Annotated in this window: 17 protein-coding genes and 1 riboswitch; of the genes, 7 read left to right on the top strand and 10 right to left on the bottom strand. The window is 43.2% G+C overall.

The features are described 5' to 3' along the window. A partial coding sequence (locus PSI17_RS09700) for an alpha-hydroxy-acid oxidizing protein (protein WP_273551802.1) occupies positions 1–238 on the top strand: 238 nt, incomplete at its 5' end. Between the two features lie 91 nt (positions 239–329). Here PSI17_RS09700 and PSI17_RS09695 read toward each other — a convergent pair. Beyond that, positions 330–1,136 (bottom strand): PhzF family phenazine biosynthesis protein, encoded by an 807-nt coding sequence (locus tag PSI17_RS09695; protein ID WP_273551801.1) that lies wholly within the window; start codon positions 1,134–1,136, stop codon positions 330–332. Positions 1,137–1,310: 174 nt separating this feature from the next. On the opposite strand from PSI17_RS09695, the gene PSI17_RS09690 reads away from it, so the two are divergent. Next, positions 1,311–1,754, top strand: coding sequence for a hypothetical protein (locus PSI17_RS09690; protein WP_273551800.1), 444 nt, complete (start codon positions 1,311–1,313; stop codon positions 1,752–1,754). Positions 1,755–1,968: 214 nt separating this feature from the next. On the opposite strand, the gene PSI17_RS09685 is transcribed toward PSI17_RS09690, so the two are convergent. Continuing rightward, a complete protein-coding gene (locus PSI17_RS09685) occupies positions 1,969–2,601 on the bottom strand; it encodes a LysE family translocator (protein ID WP_273551799.1) in 633 nt (210 codons plus the stop codon). 222 nt (positions 2,602–2,823) lie between these two features. Further along, the gene (locus PSI17_RS09680) at positions 2,824–3,765 is read right to left on the bottom strand and encodes a Kdo(2)-lipid IV(A) acyltransferase (RefSeq protein ID WP_273551798.1); all 942 of its coding nucleotides are present in this window, start codon (positions 3,763–3,765) and stop codon (positions 2,824–2,826) included. Between the two features lie 728 nt (positions 3,766–4,493). Between PSI17_RS09680 and uhpT the strand changes: the two genes are divergently transcribed. The 4 genes from uhpT (at position 4,494) to PSI17_RS09660 (ending at position 9,537) form a co-directional block, all read left to right on the top strand. After that, positions 4,494–5,870: a hexose-6-phosphate:phosphate antiporter gene (gene uhpT, locus PSI17_RS09675; protein WP_273551797.1), complete on the top strand. Its 1,377-nt coding sequence runs from the start codon at positions 4,494–4,496 to the stop codon at positions 5,868–5,870. Between the two features lie 198 nt (positions 5,871–6,068). Beyond that, positions 6,069–6,677, top strand: a complete 609-nt coding sequence (gene uhpA, locus PSI17_RS09670) for a transcriptional regulator UhpA (protein ID WP_273551803.1) — start codon at positions 6,069–6,071, stop codon at positions 6,675–6,677. Next, complete coding sequence (gene uhpB / locus PSI17_RS09665; RefSeq protein ID WP_273551796.1) at positions 6,677–8,200, top strand: signal transduction histidine-protein kinase/phosphatase UhpB; 1,524 nt, start codon at positions 6,677–6,679, stop codon at positions 8,198–8,200. The genes uhpA and uhpB overlap by 1 nt, the downstream gene beginning before the upstream one ends. An 8-nt stretch (positions 8,201–8,208) precedes the next feature. Beyond that, positions 8,209–9,537 carry an MFS transporter gene (locus PSI17_RS09660; RefSeq protein ID WP_273551795.1) on the top strand — a complete coding sequence of 443 codons (1,329 nt, stop codon included), beginning with the start codon at positions 8,209–8,211 and terminating at the stop codon, positions 9,535–9,537. Between the two features lie 26 nt (positions 9,538–9,563). On the opposite strand, the gene PSI17_RS09655 is transcribed toward PSI17_RS09660, so the two are convergent. Further along, positions 9,564–10,118 (bottom strand): GNAT family N-acetyltransferase, encoded by a 555-nt coding sequence (locus PSI17_RS09655; protein ID WP_273551794.1) that lies wholly within the window; start codon positions 10,116–10,118, stop codon positions 9,564–9,566. Between the two features lie 160 nt (positions 10,119–10,278). On the opposite strand from PSI17_RS09655, the gene rlmA reads away from it, so the two are divergent. Next, positions 10,279–11,094, top strand: coding sequence for a 23S rRNA (guanine(745)-N(1))-methyltransferase (rlmA, locus tag PSI17_RS09650; RefSeq protein WP_273551793.1), 816 nt, complete (start codon positions 10,279–10,281; stop codon positions 11,092–11,094). Positions 11,095–11,222: 128 nt separating this feature from the next. Here the strand turns inward: rlmA and mntP are convergent, their stop codons facing one another. From mntP to PSI17_RS09620, 6 genes are all read right to left on the bottom strand, one after another. Beyond that, complete coding sequence (mntP, locus tag PSI17_RS09645) at positions 11,223–11,807, bottom strand: manganese efflux pump MntP (protein ID WP_273551792.1); 585 nt, start codon at positions 11,805–11,807, stop codon at positions 11,223–11,225. An 82-nt stretch (positions 11,808–11,889) separates the two neighbouring features. Beyond that, a riboswitch (yybP-ykoY riboswitch) is annotated at positions 11,890–12,011 on the bottom strand. Positions 12,012–12,172: 161 nt separating this feature from the next. Then, a complete protein-coding gene (locus tag PSI17_RS09640) occupies positions 12,173–12,631 on the bottom strand; it encodes a DUF986 family protein (RefSeq protein ID WP_273551791.1) in 459 nt (152 codons plus the stop codon). A gap of 102 nt (positions 12,632–12,733) precedes the next feature. Then, positions 12,734–13,582 (bottom strand): PTS mannose transporter subunit IID, encoded by an 849-nt coding sequence (locus tag PSI17_RS09635; protein ID WP_273551790.1) that lies wholly within the window; start codon positions 13,580–13,582, stop codon positions 12,734–12,736. Between the two features lie 13 nt (positions 13,583–13,595). Next, positions 13,596–14,396 (bottom strand): PTS mannose/fructose/sorbose transporter subunit IIC, encoded by an 801-nt coding sequence (locus PSI17_RS09630; RefSeq protein WP_273551789.1) that lies wholly within the window; start codon positions 14,394–14,396, stop codon positions 13,596–13,598. A gap of 83 nt (positions 14,397–14,479) precedes the next feature. Continuing rightward, on the bottom strand, positions 14,480–15,451 hold the full coding sequence (manX, locus tag PSI17_RS09625) for a PTS mannose transporter subunit IIAB (RefSeq protein ID WP_273551788.1): 972 nt from the start codon (positions 15,449–15,451) through the stop codon (positions 14,480–14,482). A gap of 541 nt (positions 15,452–15,992) precedes the next feature. Continuing rightward, complete coding sequence (locus PSI17_RS09620; RefSeq protein WP_273551787.1) at positions 15,993–17,357, bottom strand: L-serine ammonia-lyase; 1,365 nt, start codon at positions 17,355–17,357, stop codon at positions 15,993–15,995. Positions 17,358–17,397 lie beyond the last annotated feature (40 nt).

Genomic DNA, 17,397 nt, shown 5'->3' with positions numbered 1-17,397 from the left:
TATTCTTACTGATTCCGGTATTCGAACAGGATTGGATGTGGTGAGAATGATTGCTCTGGGGGCGGATAGTGTGTTACTGGGGCGTGCTTTTGTTTATGCCTTGGCCGCGGCAGGTGAAGCGGGTGTTGCCAATTTGCTGGATTTGATTGAGAACGAGATGCGGGTGGCGATGACCTTAACCGGGGCGAGATCAATCTCGGAGATTAATTCGGATTTGTTGGTCCATAATCAAAGCTAATTGGCAACCATTTGCGATTGTTGGTCAGCAGAATATACCCTGCTGACCCTATTTGATTATTCTTCTAAATACCGATAGGGCGATATCCCTGCTATTCCGGTTTATCTGGCTGACCGTGAGGATTTAGTATCTCACCGTATGAAAAGAGTTTTGCTTTACCGGTCAGATAAACCCGATCGCCATCGATTCGACATAACAATTCACCCCCGCGTTCGGATAATTGACGAGCACGAAGTTCAGTTTTATCAAGCCGCTTTCCCCAGAAAGGGGCAAGAACACAATGGCTGGAACCGGTGACAGGATCTTCATTAACACCTTTGGCTGGCGAAAAATAACGTGAAACAAAATCAGCGGATGAATCACCAAGAGCAGTAATGGCCAGTCCTGGTAAGGGCAGGGCAGCAATTTTATCAAAATCAGGTTGGGTATGGGTGATTTGTTCTACGGAGTCCAAAACGCAAATATAGCGATCATGTGCAGCAAACACGGCAGAAACGCTTTGTCCCAAGGCATCTTGAATAGCAGGAATAAGGGCGTTTTCTTCATGGCAATCGGCGATAGGGAAATCCAACGTAAAAACGCCATCTTGGTGAGAAACGCGAAGTTCACCAGAGCGGCTCTTAAATGTGATGAAATTATCTTGCATGTTGCGATGGGCTATGAGGACAAATGCGGTCGCCAATGTTGCATGTCCACATAAATCGACTTCGACTCTAGGTGTGAACCAGCGTAAATGGTTTTCTACCAGAAAAGCGGTTTCAGGAAGGCCAATTTCAGCAGCAAGAGCAATGAGTGTTTCATCTGCCGGCCATTTGTCCAGCAAGACAACAGCAGCGGGGTTGCCTGAAAACAATTTTTCCGTGAAAGCATCGACGTGATAAATAGGGTATGAATACATCAAAATCTCACTTATTTTTTATAATGGAAAACTTAATACAGCATGTTGAAATGGCTTTGATTTGTAAAGAGTTATCTTTGTTGAATGAAAATCGCACAGAAATTAACGTATTGACCTCAGGTGATAATGGTTATTAAATAGTAATTTATTGTTACAATTACACCAAGGAACGATATGAAAATCAAAGGAACCTATTGCCTGTTTTTTATTTTGTCAGTTTGCTTTTCTCAAGCCCTGGCTTTTGATTTGAGCTACAAAAGCGACATACCAGTGGATAATAAACCCTCAGAAGAGTACCTGACAAAGAGAAACAAGTTAGACCAAGGAAGTTGGGATACAGAGAAGCTGGCTGAAGATAATGCCTTAGCCGAAAAGCGGGAGAATGAACTGAAAGAATATAATAAGAAATTCAACCAGAAAAATGGTGTGACATTCTCTTATGATTGGAATGAACAGCACCTTAAGGCTTATCCCCATATAAAGCACAATCAGGCTATGCAGCATTTAAGAGAACAGACTAAACGTCATTGCTATAGAACAACAAAGCAAAAATTGGAGAAAGAGCAGGGAAATGGCTATTCCTATGCTGATATCGCCGATAGTTGTGGTTATTATTAATTGGACTATCCAGTTTTAGTAAAGACTTGAATCTGTCCCTGAAGCCGCACAAAAGCGGTTAAATAGCGAGCAAGGCTGCTGGGAAATAGCGAAAGGATTCGCAAAATCAGCAATTATGACGTGAAGATGTATGTTCTGAAAATGGCAAACATCACCCAGCCGTTGTGGGTGAAATATTAGTGAAGGTGTTTCTTGAATCATGTTAAGAAACTATTTAAAACTGACTAATAAATAAGTTAATAGCCAATACTATAAATATTAGACACGTTATTTTATTAAGGACAGTTTGTATTGATGGATGACGGGATATGACACCATGCAGAAATCCGGATAAATAGGCTATTAGTGTAAATATCATAAAGGCAATACCGACAAATAGTAAGCCTAGATATAATAGTTGAAGAGAAACTGGAATAGCGTTCACATCATTAATGGTAAACTGAGGAAAGAAAGCCAGAAAGAAAATAATCACTTTGGGGTTTGATAAATTCATTGTCAAACCTTTTTTAATCAATTTTTTATGGTTGTTGAAATTTTTAGTATTATCTTTGAACTGGGTAGGTTTAGCTTTAAAAGCACCCCAGGCCAGATAACTTAAATAAAATGCGCCAAGCAATTTGATAATTTCGAAGACTACCGTGTTAGCCCGTAGTATTGCTGAAATGCCTAATGCAACTAAAGACGTATGTATTACTAAACCGATACATAAACCAAGGGTAATTAATATTCCGGATTTTCGTCCATTTATTGCTGATTGGCTTAAAACTAAAATATTATCAGGGCCAGGCAAGAAGCACAGGAAGGCTGAAATACTGATAAACGTAATAAATGTTTCTATGGAAGGCATTGGGTGAGATCTCACGTTTTTAATAAAGTGGTTTAGACTAAAGATAATACACATTAAATTCAAGAATAACACTGAATCATTAACAGTAAAATGAAAAATGATACTCGTTTTACTTCAAACGACTTTTATCTTGCAAGCGGCAATTTGGAGTTTATTAGGGATATCATATTTGGGTAGAAGGCATTGGCTGTTACTTAGAACATAACAGCCAGATTATGTTTATCAATGAATATTATCGTTGTCACCATACAAAGATGACATACCTTCGGGGCGGGTTTTGAAACGACGATGCAACCACATATACTGATCAGGCGCCTGCATAATTTCCTTTTCGATCACCTTATTCATAAATGTTGCTGCTTCGATTTCATTTTGCAGTGGAAAATTTTCCACAGCGGATTGAATGGTTAATTCATATCCCTCTCCATTGGCTAATCTTCGAGGCGTAAAAGGGATCAACGCAGGTTTGGCCAAACGGACGAGAATCGAGGTTCCGGTCGTGGTCGCAGCATGTTCAACCGCGAATAGTGGGGCAAATACGCTGTTGCGTGGGCCGTAATCATGATCAGGGGCGTACCAAACAATTTCACCATTTTTCAGACATCGGATCATGCCCTTAACATCTTTCCTGTCCAGCATGTACTTGTTGGAACGGAGCCGCCCCCAAGTTTGTAGCCAATCTATGACAGGATTGTCATTGGGTCGATAAACACCAATGCCCGGGTTCAGTATACCAAAAATACGCGCGCCTAATTCCAGTGTTAAAAAGTGAATACCAATGACGATAATTCCTTGGCCGGTGGACTGCACTTTTTGAATATGTTCCCGTCCGGTGACGTTGAACCAACGCTTAATCCTCCAATCTGGCCAAAACCAGGCCATTCCGGTTTCGAAAACGCCCATCCCAACCGATTCGAAATTTTTGACTAGCCATTCATGCCGCTTCTCGGCTGGCATGTCGGGGAAACAAAGTGTCAGATTGCGCTCTGCAACTTTGGCCCGTTTTTTTAAAAAACGCATTGATAATCGACCAAGTCGGGTTCCCATCCAGTAAATCACGGGATAAGGCAATAAAACCAGTAAATAAAGTATGCCGATACCTAGCCAAGTCAGCCAGTAGCGGGGATGTAAAAATGAACAATGAAAAGGGGGTGCTTGTATCATGTGCTTTCAGTCGTTATTTGTTATTTTGAATCGGTGCTGTGCTGATAATCTTTGCGTATTTTCCTTTTGTCTTTAACGAACTTATACGCTCCAGCCTCTGACACAGTCCGTGTTCAATCAGTCTGCCTAAGATAGGCTCTAAAAGTTATCGTGGTGTATTGTGACACTTTTTAGTGGAAGATCGAAATATATCGTCGGTATCATCTCACGGTATTGGCGTAATGGAAAAACATAAATCACGATCCGCTAACGGCCGTTTTCGTCATGATATCCCGCCCCAATGGGGCGAACGTTAAAATTTTTATTTTTGTCATCGAAATCCAGACAAGTACAGCGGTCTGAGGCCGCAGAAATGCGGCTTTCTTTTTTGTTATGCACCGTGATGGATGCAGCCTCTTAGCCGTGATAGCTGAAAGATGACTTGGAGGTGCAAGTCATCTGCGAATCGCACTGCGCCATATTCTTTTGACTGAGTATAAAGTGTGATTACTTTCACGATTTATGCTCGAATAGCATAAAACTAGGAAATATTCCTAATCCAACTAGGACTATAGCTCAAGCCAATCTTCCTCTAGTTTTTTAAACTGACCAGATAATAACTATACCTGCGAAAATGATATTTACGAAAAATATATCTGCGAAGAGTCTCGCTTTCTTGCGATTTGCCTTTTTTTATTCTCACCTGCTTCAAAAAGGCCCTTTTCATCATGGTCATCTAAGGATTTAAAATGCTTAAGATTCTAGAACAAATTCGTAAGCCAACACTGGATCTTCCAGTGGAAGTACGCCGTAAAATGTGGTTCAAACCCTTTATACAGTCGTATCTGGTGGTTTTTATTGGCTATATGGCGATGTATTTGGTACGTAAAAACTTTAACATCGCCCAAAACGATATGATATCGACTTATGGTTTGTCGATGACGCAACTGGGGTTGATAGGGTTAGGTTTTTCGATTACTTACGGCATAGGTAAAACCGTCGTTGCCTATTATGCTGATGGCAAAAATACCAAACAATTCTTGCCCTTTATGCTGATCCTATCTGGTATTGCCATGTTAGGGTTTAGCATGAGTATGGGGCATTCCAGTATCAGCATTTTCCTGATGGTGGCGTTTTATGCGTTAAGTGGCTTTTTCCAAAGTATAGGCGGGCCTGCCAGCTATTCCACCATTACGAAGTGGACGCCCCGTAATAAGCGTGGAACCTATCTGGGTTTTTGGAATATCTCACATAACGCCGGTGGTGCCGCTGCGGCTGGGGTTGCGCTTTTTGGTGCCAACTATTTCTTTAATGGCCATGTGGTAGGGATGTTTATTTTCCCTTCGATTATCGCTTTGATCATTGGTTTCATTGGATTGCGTTATGGTAGCGATTCTCCAGAAAGTTACGGTTTAGGTAAGGTAGAAGAGTTATTTGATGAACCTGTCAGCGAAGAAGATATCGCGGCAGAAGAAAACCAGATGACCAAACGTGAGATCTTTGTTGAGTATGTATTAAAAAACAAAGTCATTTGGTTGCTCTGTTTTGCCAACATCTTCCTTTATATCGTGCGCATTGGTATCGACCAATGGTCAACAGTGTATGCGTATCAGGAATTGGGGCAATCAAAAGAGACCGCCATTACTGGCTTTACCCTATTCGAAGTAGGGGCATTGGTAGGCACACTCATGTGGGGATACCTGTCCGACTTGGCGAATGGGCGCCGTGCTCTGGTTGCCTGTGTTTCATTAGGTTTGATTATTGTCTGTCTTGAATTCTATCAACACGCATCCAGTGAATACATGTACTTGGGATCGTTGTTTGTCCTTGGTTTCCTGGTATTTGGACCACAATTATTGATTGGTGTGGCTGCGGTTGGTTTTGTGCCGAAGAAAGCGATCAGCGTGGCTGATGGTGTCAAGGGAACATTTGCTTATTTAATCGGTGACAGCTTTGCCAAGCTCGGTTTAGGTATGATTGCTGATGGCGTGCCGGTCTTTGGTTTGACGGGCTGGAAAGGGACGTTTGTTGCCCTTGATGTCTCAGCATTTGTATGCCTTAGCTTGCTTGCTCTTGTCGCTATTGCGGAAGAGAGAAAAATTCGCAAAGCTAAGAAAGTGCACTAAGCCATACGGAACAATGTACTGATGCTGCTGTATATCGACAGTAGCATCTTTTCATGACTCTTTGCCCTAACTCGCCCTAATGTTCCACTTTCTATTTATTGCAGACTCCCTATTACACACTAACCTATTGTGAACTGTTGCGAAGCGATATCAATATAGAGTAGTTTAACCCGATGCTTAATTCGATAATAAATGATGATGATTAAAGTCGCATTAGTTGATGATCATGTTGTTGTGCGTTCGGGATTCGCTCAGTTGCTGAATTTAGAATCCGATATTGAAATTGTGGGGGAATTCAGTTCGTGTGCTGAAGCCCGGCAAGGGCTACCGGGATCGGGGGCGACGGTTTGTATTCTTGATATTTCAATGAAAGATGAAAGCGGGCTTTCGCTATTGAAAGATCTCCCTTCAGGCATTACCTGTATTATGCTGAGTGTTCATGATTCTGCCTCGATGGTGGAAAATGCGTTAAAGGCGGGAGCGCGTGGCTATCTCAGTAAACGTTGCAGCCCGGATGAGTTGATTCAAGCGGTGCGGACAACAGCCAATAATGGCTGTTATCTCACACCGGACATTGTACTTAATTTGACGTCATCAAAGCGCAATCCGGCTTCATTGGAGCACTTGACTAAACGAGAACGGCAAGTGGGGGAGATGTTGGCGAGTGGCATGGATGTTAAAGCGGTAGCGGCTGAATTGGGATTAAGTCATAAAACAGTGCACGTCCATCGAGCCAATGCGATGAGTAAATTAGGGGTAACGAATAACGTTGGTTTGGCGAATTATTTTGCCACTAGTGATCGCTGATGTACCGATATCTAATCAACTCGCTTTGCGGCTGGTTACTGTTTTCTTGTTGGTGGTTTTGCTTATGGGTCATTGCTTACTATTTTGTCAATGACTCTGAACTGGCTATCTTATTTTTTCCTTTTGCTTTACGCCTCGGTATTGTACTCCATACGCCCAAGTGTTATTGGCCGGTTGTTTATTGTTCAGAATGGGGGCTGACTATCTGTTTGGCGCTGTTAATGAGTCAGCCGCAATGGCTTACGGTATTAGCTGCCAGTATCGCCAGCCTTCCCCTTGTCTGGTTTGCCAGTCACTACTATTGTGGCAGTCAATGGCAGCGGTTCGCTGTCATGGCAGGTCTGATTCTGACAACTTCCATGATTAATGTGGTGGCGATCAGCAACCATCATTCTGCTTTGAGCATTGCGTTTTTGGTGAGTCTCACTGGCGGTGTCATGTTGATTCCTTTGTGCTACTTAGTGTGGCACTACTTGTTTCAAAAGGTTTGGCTTCCCCTGACTGCCAACCTTGTATCCCAGCGGATTCAATTTCGCCTGAAACACATTATTCTTTATACTCTATTGTTTATATTGAATATTATCATTCAGGTTGGACTTCCGAATGAGCTGCGTTATTTTGCGCCATTTTGTCTGGCTATTCCTATTATCCTATTGGCTTTTCGTTACGGCTGGCAAGGCGCTGTGGCGGGTACGTTATTGAACAGTATTGCTTTGATTGCCGCGCGTAGTGGTGTTTCGAATATGGAGATCACGGATCTCTTGTTATCCCTGCTGGTTCAAACGCTAACGGGGATCATGTTGGGTATGGCGGTACAGCGTCAGCGTGACCTCAATGCACAGCTAAAGCGTCAACTCTATCGTAATCACAGCCTGTCCCGTCAATTGGTGAAAGCAGAAGAGTCGGTAAGGCGGGAGATTGCACGTGAACTGCATGATGAAATTGGTCAGAATATTACGGCTATTCGTACTCAAGCGAATATTATCCAGCGGGTAGAAATGGCACCTATTAGCGCGAACTGCGCTAAAACTATCGAATCATTATCCCTTAATGTTTATGATACGACGAAAGGGTTACTGAGTCGGCTGCGGCCTAAAATTCTCGATGATCTCGGTTTGAAAGAGGCGATTGAGCAATTACTGCGGGATATGGAATTTGAAGCTCATGGCATATTAGCCGAAATTCATTGGGCAGCGGATTCAGTGATGGCAATTGAGCAACTCAGTGATACGACTAAGATTACGTTATATCGTCTTTGTCAGGAAGCACTGAATAATGCGATGAAATATTCTCAGGCAGATCGTATTGAATTGCATTTTTCTGTTAAGGGAAAGATTCATTTATTGATCAGAGATAATGGTATTGGCTGTAAGGCCGAGGATCATATGAAAGGATTTGGTTTACGCGGTATGCGGGAGCGTGTGCAGGCCCTCGGTGGAAGGTTCTCCATTCACAGTGAAAAACGACAAGGTGATTCGATCTCTGCGGGAACGGATTTGTCTATTATTTTGCCTAAACTTTAAGATCAGTCATGACAGTTTTTTCTCAATCCAAACCAGTACATTATAAACACTTATCTGATGGAGAAATCAGGGAGCAATATCGTTACTGGCGCCTGCATATTATGCTGAGTCTCTATGTGGGATATGCGCTATTTTACTTTACCCGTAAAAGTTTTAATTATGCGATGCCCGCCATGATAACTGATCTCGGCCTTGATAAAGGGGAGATTGGTCTGATTGGGACGCTGTTTTATATCACTTATGGTTGTTCTAAATTTCTTTCAGGCATGATCTCTGATCGTTCTAATCCGCGTTATTTTATGGGCGTCGGGTTAATTGCCACAGGGATCATTAATATCTTTTTTGGTCTGTCCAGCTCGATTGTGATGTTCACTTTTTTGTGGATATTAAATGCGTGGTTTCAGGGATGGGGATCGCCGTCATGTGCCAAATTGCTCACCAGTTGGTATTCTCGCTCAGAGCGGGGTTTTTGGTGGTCGCTATGGAATACATCACATCATGTAGGCAGTGCATTAATTGCTCTATTCATCAGTTTCTTGATGTTACATTTTAGCTGGCGAGAAGGATTTATTGTGCCGGGCTGTTTAGGTATTTTGGCCGGGATATTTTTATGTTGGCGATTACGTGACAAGCCGACCACATTGGGGTTACCGACCATTGGTCAATTCCGCAATGATCATTTAGAAAAGATACAGGAAAATCAAGGGCAAGGGCTAACGACCCGAGAAATCCTGAAAACCTATGTGTTTTGCAATAAATATATTTGGTTACTTTCAGTTAGTTACGCTTTGGTCTATCTCGTTCGTACTGTCATTAACGATTGGGGAAACCTCTATCTGACGGAATATCACCATTATGACTTAGTGAGCGCAAACGCGGTATTGTCACTTTTTGAAGTCGGTGGCTTTGTCGGTTCACTGGTGGCGGGGTGGGGATCTGATCGTGTGTTTGGCGGTAATCGTGGGCCAATGAACTTGATATTTGCGATGGGTATTTTTTTGTCAGTGGCGGCTTTATGGCTGATGCCTGTGACTGATTTGATTTTTCAGTCAATTGGATTTTTTACCATTGGTTTTTTCGTTTTTGGTCCACAATTGTTGATTGGTATGGCTGCTGCGGAATGTTCCCATAAAGATTCCGCAGGAGCCGCAACGGGGTTTGTTGGCCTGTTTGCTTATACCGGTGCGGCACTGGGGGGGTATCCTTTTGCTGTCATTTTAAAGCATTATCACTGGACGGGGCTGTTTATCACCATTTCTGCCTGCGCAGTCATGATAGGCTTGTTATTACTCCCGTTCCTGCAAGCGCAATTTTCCAGACAAAGAGTACAGCATTAATGTTACTTACTGGTTAAGGCTCCTGATTAAAAAGAAGAATGCCGATGACACCATTCTTCTTTGGTTATTTCCCAGAATTCACAGTCGTATTTTCCTGAAACATAGTCTTTTTCTTCTACTCTTATCACTCTTTCCCCTTGCGCCAATGAAATTTTTTTCGAGCCTTGGTTAATACTGGCTTTTTGTGTTCTGAGGACTGTTTGTCCCAGTACGTGAAACCAATAATCCGTCACTTTTTCACAGGCTTCGCGCATCAACCCCTGGCCTTGGTGTTCTAAAGAAAGCCAGAATCCTCGGTTATTATCTTGTTTATCATATAACCCGATCACACCAATGAGCTCATCAGGCTGTTTTTTTGCCCGAATAGACCATAACCAAGATTTTCCTGATTGTATGGCGGGAAAAGCAATTTTCTTGACAAAATATTCTGCGCCATCATCAGGGTAAGGCCAAGGGACTACGCGGCTGTCCAGATATTTGACGATATCCCAATGAGGAAATTTTTGCTGAATTTGAATGGCATCGTCATAAGCGAGTTTTTTTAATAGCAGTCGTTTGGTTTCTAGATCATGGTAGGGCATTTTGCGCTCACCCTTGTAAATAAAATGTTGCTTAACGGTAAGGAAAAACAATAAATTTAGCGGTGAGAATAGTCAATTCAATTTCTTCTGGTTAGCAAAATAATGGAGCATAAAAATATGGTATAGTACGTCCCTGATTTTTCCTACCCATCGAAATGTTATGTCTTATCAATGTCCTTTATGTCATTCATCATTACTGTTTGCTCACCATCAATGGCGTTGCGAAAACAATCACCAGTTTGATTGCGCAAAAGAAGGGTACGTTAATTTACTGCCTGTACAGCATAAACGTTCAAAAGAACCCGGTGATAGTGTGGAGATGATGCAAGCAAGAAGGGCATTTCTGCATTCAGGCCATTACCGGGCGCTGCAACAAAAAGCGATTGAGTTACTTAACACATATTTACCCGCAGGCGCGGAAACTTTGCTGGATATAGGTTGTGGTGAAGGTTATTACACAGCGGCAGTGCAGGAACAGTTACATCTTCAGCGGAAATTAGCGGTATATGGATTGGATGTGGCGAAAGTCGCAGTTCGTTACGGTGCCAAGCGTTATCCGGCGGTTAATTTTTGCGTGGCATCCAGCCATCGGCTGCCATTTACGGAGAGTTCACTGGATGGTATTTTGCGGATTTATGCCCCTTGCAAGGCAGCGGAATTGGCCAGGGTAGTCAAAATCGGGGGGATTGTGCTGACGGTGACGCCGGGCCCTCGTCATTTGTATCAATTGAAGGATCTGATTTATCAGGAAGTGCATTTACATCCTGAAAATCATGAACAGTGGGAAGGGTTTGAATTAATTTCAACCGAAACGCTGGCCTACGCAATGTCATTGAATGGTGAACAAGCTCATCATTTATTGCAGATGACGCCTTTTGCTTGGCGGGCATCAGAAGAAGTGAAAACACATTTGTTATCGAGAGAACAGTTTAATTGTGAAGCCGATTTCACGCTAAAAGTATATCGACGCATGTGATGACGGCTGCGATCTGATTAAACGGCAGAAGTGTGGTGGCAGGGAAAAGCAACTCCGGGATATAGCGAACTATATCGCCGGAGTATGTACAGTTTCGCAAGATAAGATCATTGGCGATAAATAATGGCTTATTCCGCATACATAAATAAGTTAAGGTGTTCGAATAATATATTGAAGCCAATGGCAATTAAAACCAATCCGCCAATCAATTCGGCCCTTTTTCCCAATAGCGGGCCAATATAGCGGCCAATTAACATGCCTAATGTCGCCATAATCATCGTCATAAGACCGATTGTCATTGCCGTGTGAAGAATATCAACCTGTAGGAAAGCAAGCCCGACACCAATGGCCATCGCGTCCAAACTGGTTGCAATGGCAGTAAAGACTAATGTCGTTGAACTGTGGCGTTGAGGCGTGGTCTTACGGGAAATTTCAGGCTGATGCTTGCAACCGTCGATTATCATGCGACAGCCAAGAATCAATAGTAAGGAAAAGGCAATCCAATGATCCCATTCCATAATATATTGACTGGCATACAGACCTAAGGCCCAACCAATTAAAGGCGTACAGGCTTCGACTAAACCAAAGATAATACCGGTACGGACGGCTTCGCGGAAATTAGGTCGGTGCAGGGCGGCGCCTTTTCCTACGGCAGCGGCAAAAGCATCCATCGAAAGGGCGAGCGCGAGAATAAGTGTTGCATAGAGGTTCATCAAAATAGCCTCGGCTGGGTGATTCCATACACACACAACGCACCCCCAACCCATGGCGCTGTTATGTGTCTATGGTCTTGCCAACCGATTTATACCCGAATAGGTTTTTTAGGCATTCGTACCACGTTTTATTTCAAACGAGCATGTTGATACGAATATTCCAGCGATTTTCTGGAACAGGCTACTCCCCAATGACTGTAGCGGACGATATCATATTTAGAGTAAAAGGCAAAAAATATTTCGCCCTACTTTAAATATAAAAATGATAATGCTTATCGTTACTCTTTCCTTTATTTATTATCTCCCCTGCGGTGCGGCGGGATAATAAAGACATCTTGAAGTACGACGAGTATGAATAAGTAAAATTATTTGTTGTTGATAAGGAATTGATAAATTTTTTCTAAATCATCCAATTTTGTTACTGAGAGATATATTTTATGCGGTTCTAAGTCCACCATAAGAATACCGTCTTCAGATAAATTCATTGCTTTAATGCTGTCATAAGAAAAAAAACGGTTAGCATAATAAAAACCGTGTTTTTTGAAGATTAATTTTGGGAAGCGAATATAACCTAAGTATAATGTCACCAGAATGGTAAATGATAATAAATACGTCGTGAATTGGCTGCCATGTGATGTAATATTATTGTAAATAACAATGGCAATCAAAATGATAAAGATCAGGGCATCAACCCGCTGTTTTCTTTTAAGTTTAATATTTAACAACGTTTTGCCTTTGCGCAGATTGATAATAAATTCATCATAAATCGCAAAAGCGAGCATTAATACAATCAAAACTATCAGAACAATATCATTCAAACCCATTTTTAATCCCTATTTTCATCGTGCGTAGGCCTCGTCATTTTTTATTATCTCCCCGCAGCACGGGGAGATAATAAATACTTTCTTCATGCGGCAATAACCGATCTAGCCGAGGAAACCAAAACGGAAACCAACGATCCCTAGCACGAAAAAGCCTACGATAATCCATAATGGATTCACTTTTTTCCGCAGTAACCACATACAACCAAAGGTTAATAACAATGGCATTAGGCCAGGCATTAATTGATCGAGGATGGTTTGCACGGTAGTGACTTTCATCTCACCCGTGATAGGATCAGGCACTTCTGAAACCACGAGTGGAATATTCACTTTGGTCCATTTATTGACCAGTGCCCCCATGACAAACAGGCCCAGAATTGACGCTCCTTCCGTCATTTTCTGCAAGAAGCCGCCGCCCATATCTTTAACGATATCCAATCCTTTTTTATAACCATAAGAGACACCCAAGTAACGGGTAATCAATCGCACTAAGTTAAACAGGAGGAAAAACAGCACTGGGCCCATCCAACTGCCACTCATGGCAATACCTGCACCCAGGGCGGCGAAGACAGGGCGAACGGTTCCCCAGAAAATAGGATCACCGACACCGGCCAAGGGACCCATCAAGCCGACTTTGATACCGTTGATAGCACCGTCATCAATGTCAGCACCATTGGCCCGCTGCTCTTCCATTGCCATCGTGACACCCAAGATAGGCGCTGCAACATAAGGATGAGTATTAAAAAACTCCATATGTCGTTTGAGGGCTTGCTTCCTTTCTTCGGTATTCTCTGGGTACAAACGACGAATGGCAGGGATCATTGAGAAGCAGAAACCGAGTGCCTGCATACGCTCAAAGTTCCATGAGCCTTGGAACAGGTTAGAGCGGAGGAATACACCGCGAATATCGCTTCGTGTCAGCTTCTTCTGACCCATCTTTGTTGTCTCTGACATGTTGTTGATCCTCTTAATCTAATTCGTTATCAAGGTCGTTTGCGGCATTGCCAGCAGGAGCGGCAGCCTGTGATTGATTGTATTTTGGGCTAAGCTGGATATACAGGATTGCCATGACAATACCGATGACACCTAATGCAACAAGGTTGAAGTCAGTGAAAGCCGCTGTTACGAAGCCAAGGTAGAAGAATGGCATCAGATAACCTGCGCGCATCATGTTAATCACCATGGCATAACCGACAACCACGATCATACCGCCGGCGATATTCAGGCCGCTGGTGACGACTTCGGGAATGGAACTTAGCATGTGCTGAACTTCAGAGGTACCGACGGATATCGCAACAATCAGGGCAGGGATGGCGATCCGCATAGCCTGAAGCATCAATGCTGAAATGTGAAGGGCGCTGATCGCACGAAAGTTGCCGTTTTCTGCTGCTTTATCAGCCGCGTGTTGGAAACCCACCGTCAGGGTACGGACAAGGATCGTCAAAACTTGACCTGCCGCTGCCAGAGGAATGGCTAACGCAATACCGGCACCGACATCTTGCCCACCGGCGATAACCAGAATGGTCGAAATGATAGAGGCCAGCGCGGCATCGGGAGCGACTGCGGCACCGATATTCATCCAACCAAGGGCAATCATCTCCAGTGTACCGCCGATGATAATGCCGGTTTTCACATCGCCGAGCACTAAGCCGATTAATGTACAAGCAATCAATGGGCGGTGAAATTGAAATTCATCAAGAATAGAACCCATGCCTGCGATACAGGCAACGATGAATATCAACACAAGTTGAACAACGGTAATTTCCATTGTTTTTCTCCTGTAACCAAATGTAATTTGGTAAGAATTTTGTTATTGAGTAATGGTGAGTAAAGTGGCATCTGTTGTTATTTCTAAACTTTTTTCAGCAGATCCATCATGTTCAAGCGAGTATCACTGGCAACTTTGCGGGCTTCAAGTTCTATGCCACGCGAGTTCAGCTTCCCGAAGGCGTCAATGTCAGTCTCATCAACGGAAATAGCGTTGTTGATTTGGGTCTTTCCTTGACGGAAGGCCATACCACCGATATTGACGGATTCGATAGCGACACCCCCTTCTACAATGCGCAGGACATCTGTTGGATTGGTGAATAGCAGCATAACGCGCTCACCGGCATATTTGGGGTTGTTGTAAACCCGAACGCACTTGGCAACGTCGACAACATGTGCGCTGACGCCGGGAGGAGCGACCTGTTTCAACAAAGTAGAACGCACCGTATCTTGGGCAACTTCATCACTGACCACAATGATACGCTTGACGTTAGTTTCTTTCGTCCAGCGGGTAGCAACTTGGCCGTGGATAAGGCGATCATCAATACGTGCGAGGGAAATTTTCATGTGACCACCCGCTGAGGCTGTTGAAACAGGCGTTGCTGAAACAGGTGCAGCGGTTGGTTTGGCAGGTTCAGGTTTTGCCGGCTCTTCAACTTGTTCAGTTTTAAGGGCCCGTATTCCTTCTTTGCCGGCTTCTAATGCAACAGAAACCAGCTCTTCCATGGCGGGATCATCGTCACGACACATGAAAGCCTCAACAAGCATCGGGACATTTACCCCCGTGACGATTTCGTAGTTATCTTTATCAAGCACAATACGGTTTGCGGCATTGAATGGACTACCGCCCCAAGTATCGACGAAAAACAGAACGCCTTGCCCTGTATCCAGCGATTCCAGTTTTTTGTTGTATTTCTCGAATAACGTATCGGCATTTTCACCGGGCACAAAGTCGATATAAGAGACATTTTCCTGTTCTCCAATCAACATCTCTGTGGTGTGCAGCAGTTGTTCTGCTGCGGCCCCGTGCGTGCCAATCATAATGGCTATACTCACTTGTTTTCCCCTTTCTATAACAATTGAACTTAAATCTACTGCAAGCTCATACTCAATATTTTTAATGTATTGAACTTCCTATCAATCAAAAGGATAGTTGTGAATATAAAACGGTATAGAAAATATACTAAAAATTTCATTTCGCATGGTTTTATATTTCGTTACATAAGAAAATATGTCATTAGATTATCATTTGCAGGCTTCAAGAAAATTGCTATCAGTCAGAAAAATTAAGACAGACTGTTTTGATAGGTTAAAACGATGTTTTATTCTTAATTAATTGCTATTTTTGAGTTTAAATGCTGCTTGTTTATTGTATTTGGGTGTTTCTCTCTGTTCTCGGTAACATTTTATTAATTTTCTTATAAAAAAATTGTGATGTTTTTATTGTAAAATGGAAAATAATGTACTTTGTTAATTCGTTTCAGCCAAAAAAATATCCCTACCAAGTGGCAGGGATATTTTTTTGGCCAGAATTTAGATATGGCAAAAAACAGGCGATAATATCACTCAACACAAAATAAGTGAGTGATATCTCATATCAGTCACACTGAACTTTTATCGCCAAACCACCGCGTGAAGTTTCACGGTATTTCGCGTTCATGTCCTTGCCTGTTTCATACATGGTTTCAATCACTTTATCGAGAGAAACACGCGGTTCACTGGTACGGCGGAGTGCCATACGGGCAGCATTGATCGCTTTGACTGAAGCGATAGCATTACGTTCAATACAAGGGACTTGCACTTGGCCCGCGACAGGGTCACACGTCAGGCCGAGGTTATGTTCCATGCCAATTTCTGCTGCGATGCAAACCTGTTCAGGGCTTGCGCCAAGTAATTCTGCAATGCCGGCCGCTGCCATGGAACAGGCAACGCCAACTTCACCCTGACAACCCACTTCCGCACCAGAAATAGAAGCATTCATCTTATACAGGATGCCGATGGCACCAGACGCCAGGAAATAGCGGGTGTACAGTTCCGGTGTCACCGGTTCAATGCAGTGGTTGTAATAGGCCAGTACGGCAGGGACGATACCACATGCCCCATTGGTTGGTGCGGTAACAACCCGGCCGCCGGCGGCGTTTTCTTCATTGACGGCCAATGCAAACATATTGATTAAATCAACCACATTCATTGGATCATTAGACCATTTGTTTGATGATGTCAGCATACGGTGCAAGGCTGCTGCCCGGCGAGGAACACGCAATGGGCCGGGCAAAACCCCTTCGGTGTTCAGGCCACGCTCGATACAGGCCTGCATGGTTGCCCAGACATCCGCGAAATACTCAGCAATTTCTTCTTTGCTGTGTAAATCCAATTCATTTTTCATCATCAAGCCAGAAAGAGATAAGCCTGTCTTGTTACAGTTCATCAGCAATTCTGCCGCAGAGCTATAAGGATAAGAAACAGGTTTGGAATCTTGGGAGGGCTTGCCAAAATGTTCTTCATCAATAATAAAACCACCACCTATAGAGTAGTAGGTTTTACTGTAAACTTTTTCGTCACCTGCGAACGCATGAATTTGCATGCCGTTTTCGTGCAGTGATAGGTTATCGCTACGGAAGTTCATACCGCCATCGCGAGGAAAATCGACTTCGTGTAAACCATTTGCCAGTGGCAAACGTTCAGTTTGCTCAACATCACGAATAAAACCTGGAATTGAATCAATATCAACGGTTGCCGGCATATTACCTGCCAAGCCCATGATGATAGCGATATCCGTATGATGACCTTTCCCGGTTAATGAAAGTGAGCCGTATACATCAACAGCTACACGCGTGATAGAGGACATTACCCCCAGGTTTACAAGATCATCGACAAATTGTTTGCCTGCTTTCATAGGACCAACAGTATGAGAGCTGGATGGGCCAATACCCACCTTAAACATGTCGAAAACGCTAATCACGCCAGACTCCTTTAAGAAGAAAGAGATATAGTTATTTATA

The sequence above is a fragment of the Xenorhabdus sp. IM139775 genome, assembly GCF_028598745.1.
Taxonomy (GTDB): domain Bacteria; phylum Pseudomonadota; class Gammaproteobacteria; order Enterobacterales; family Enterobacteriaceae; genus Xenorhabdus.
The sequence above is the reverse complement of the archived record's forward strand: the minus strand, read 5'-3'. Positions and strand labels throughout refer to the sequence as shown.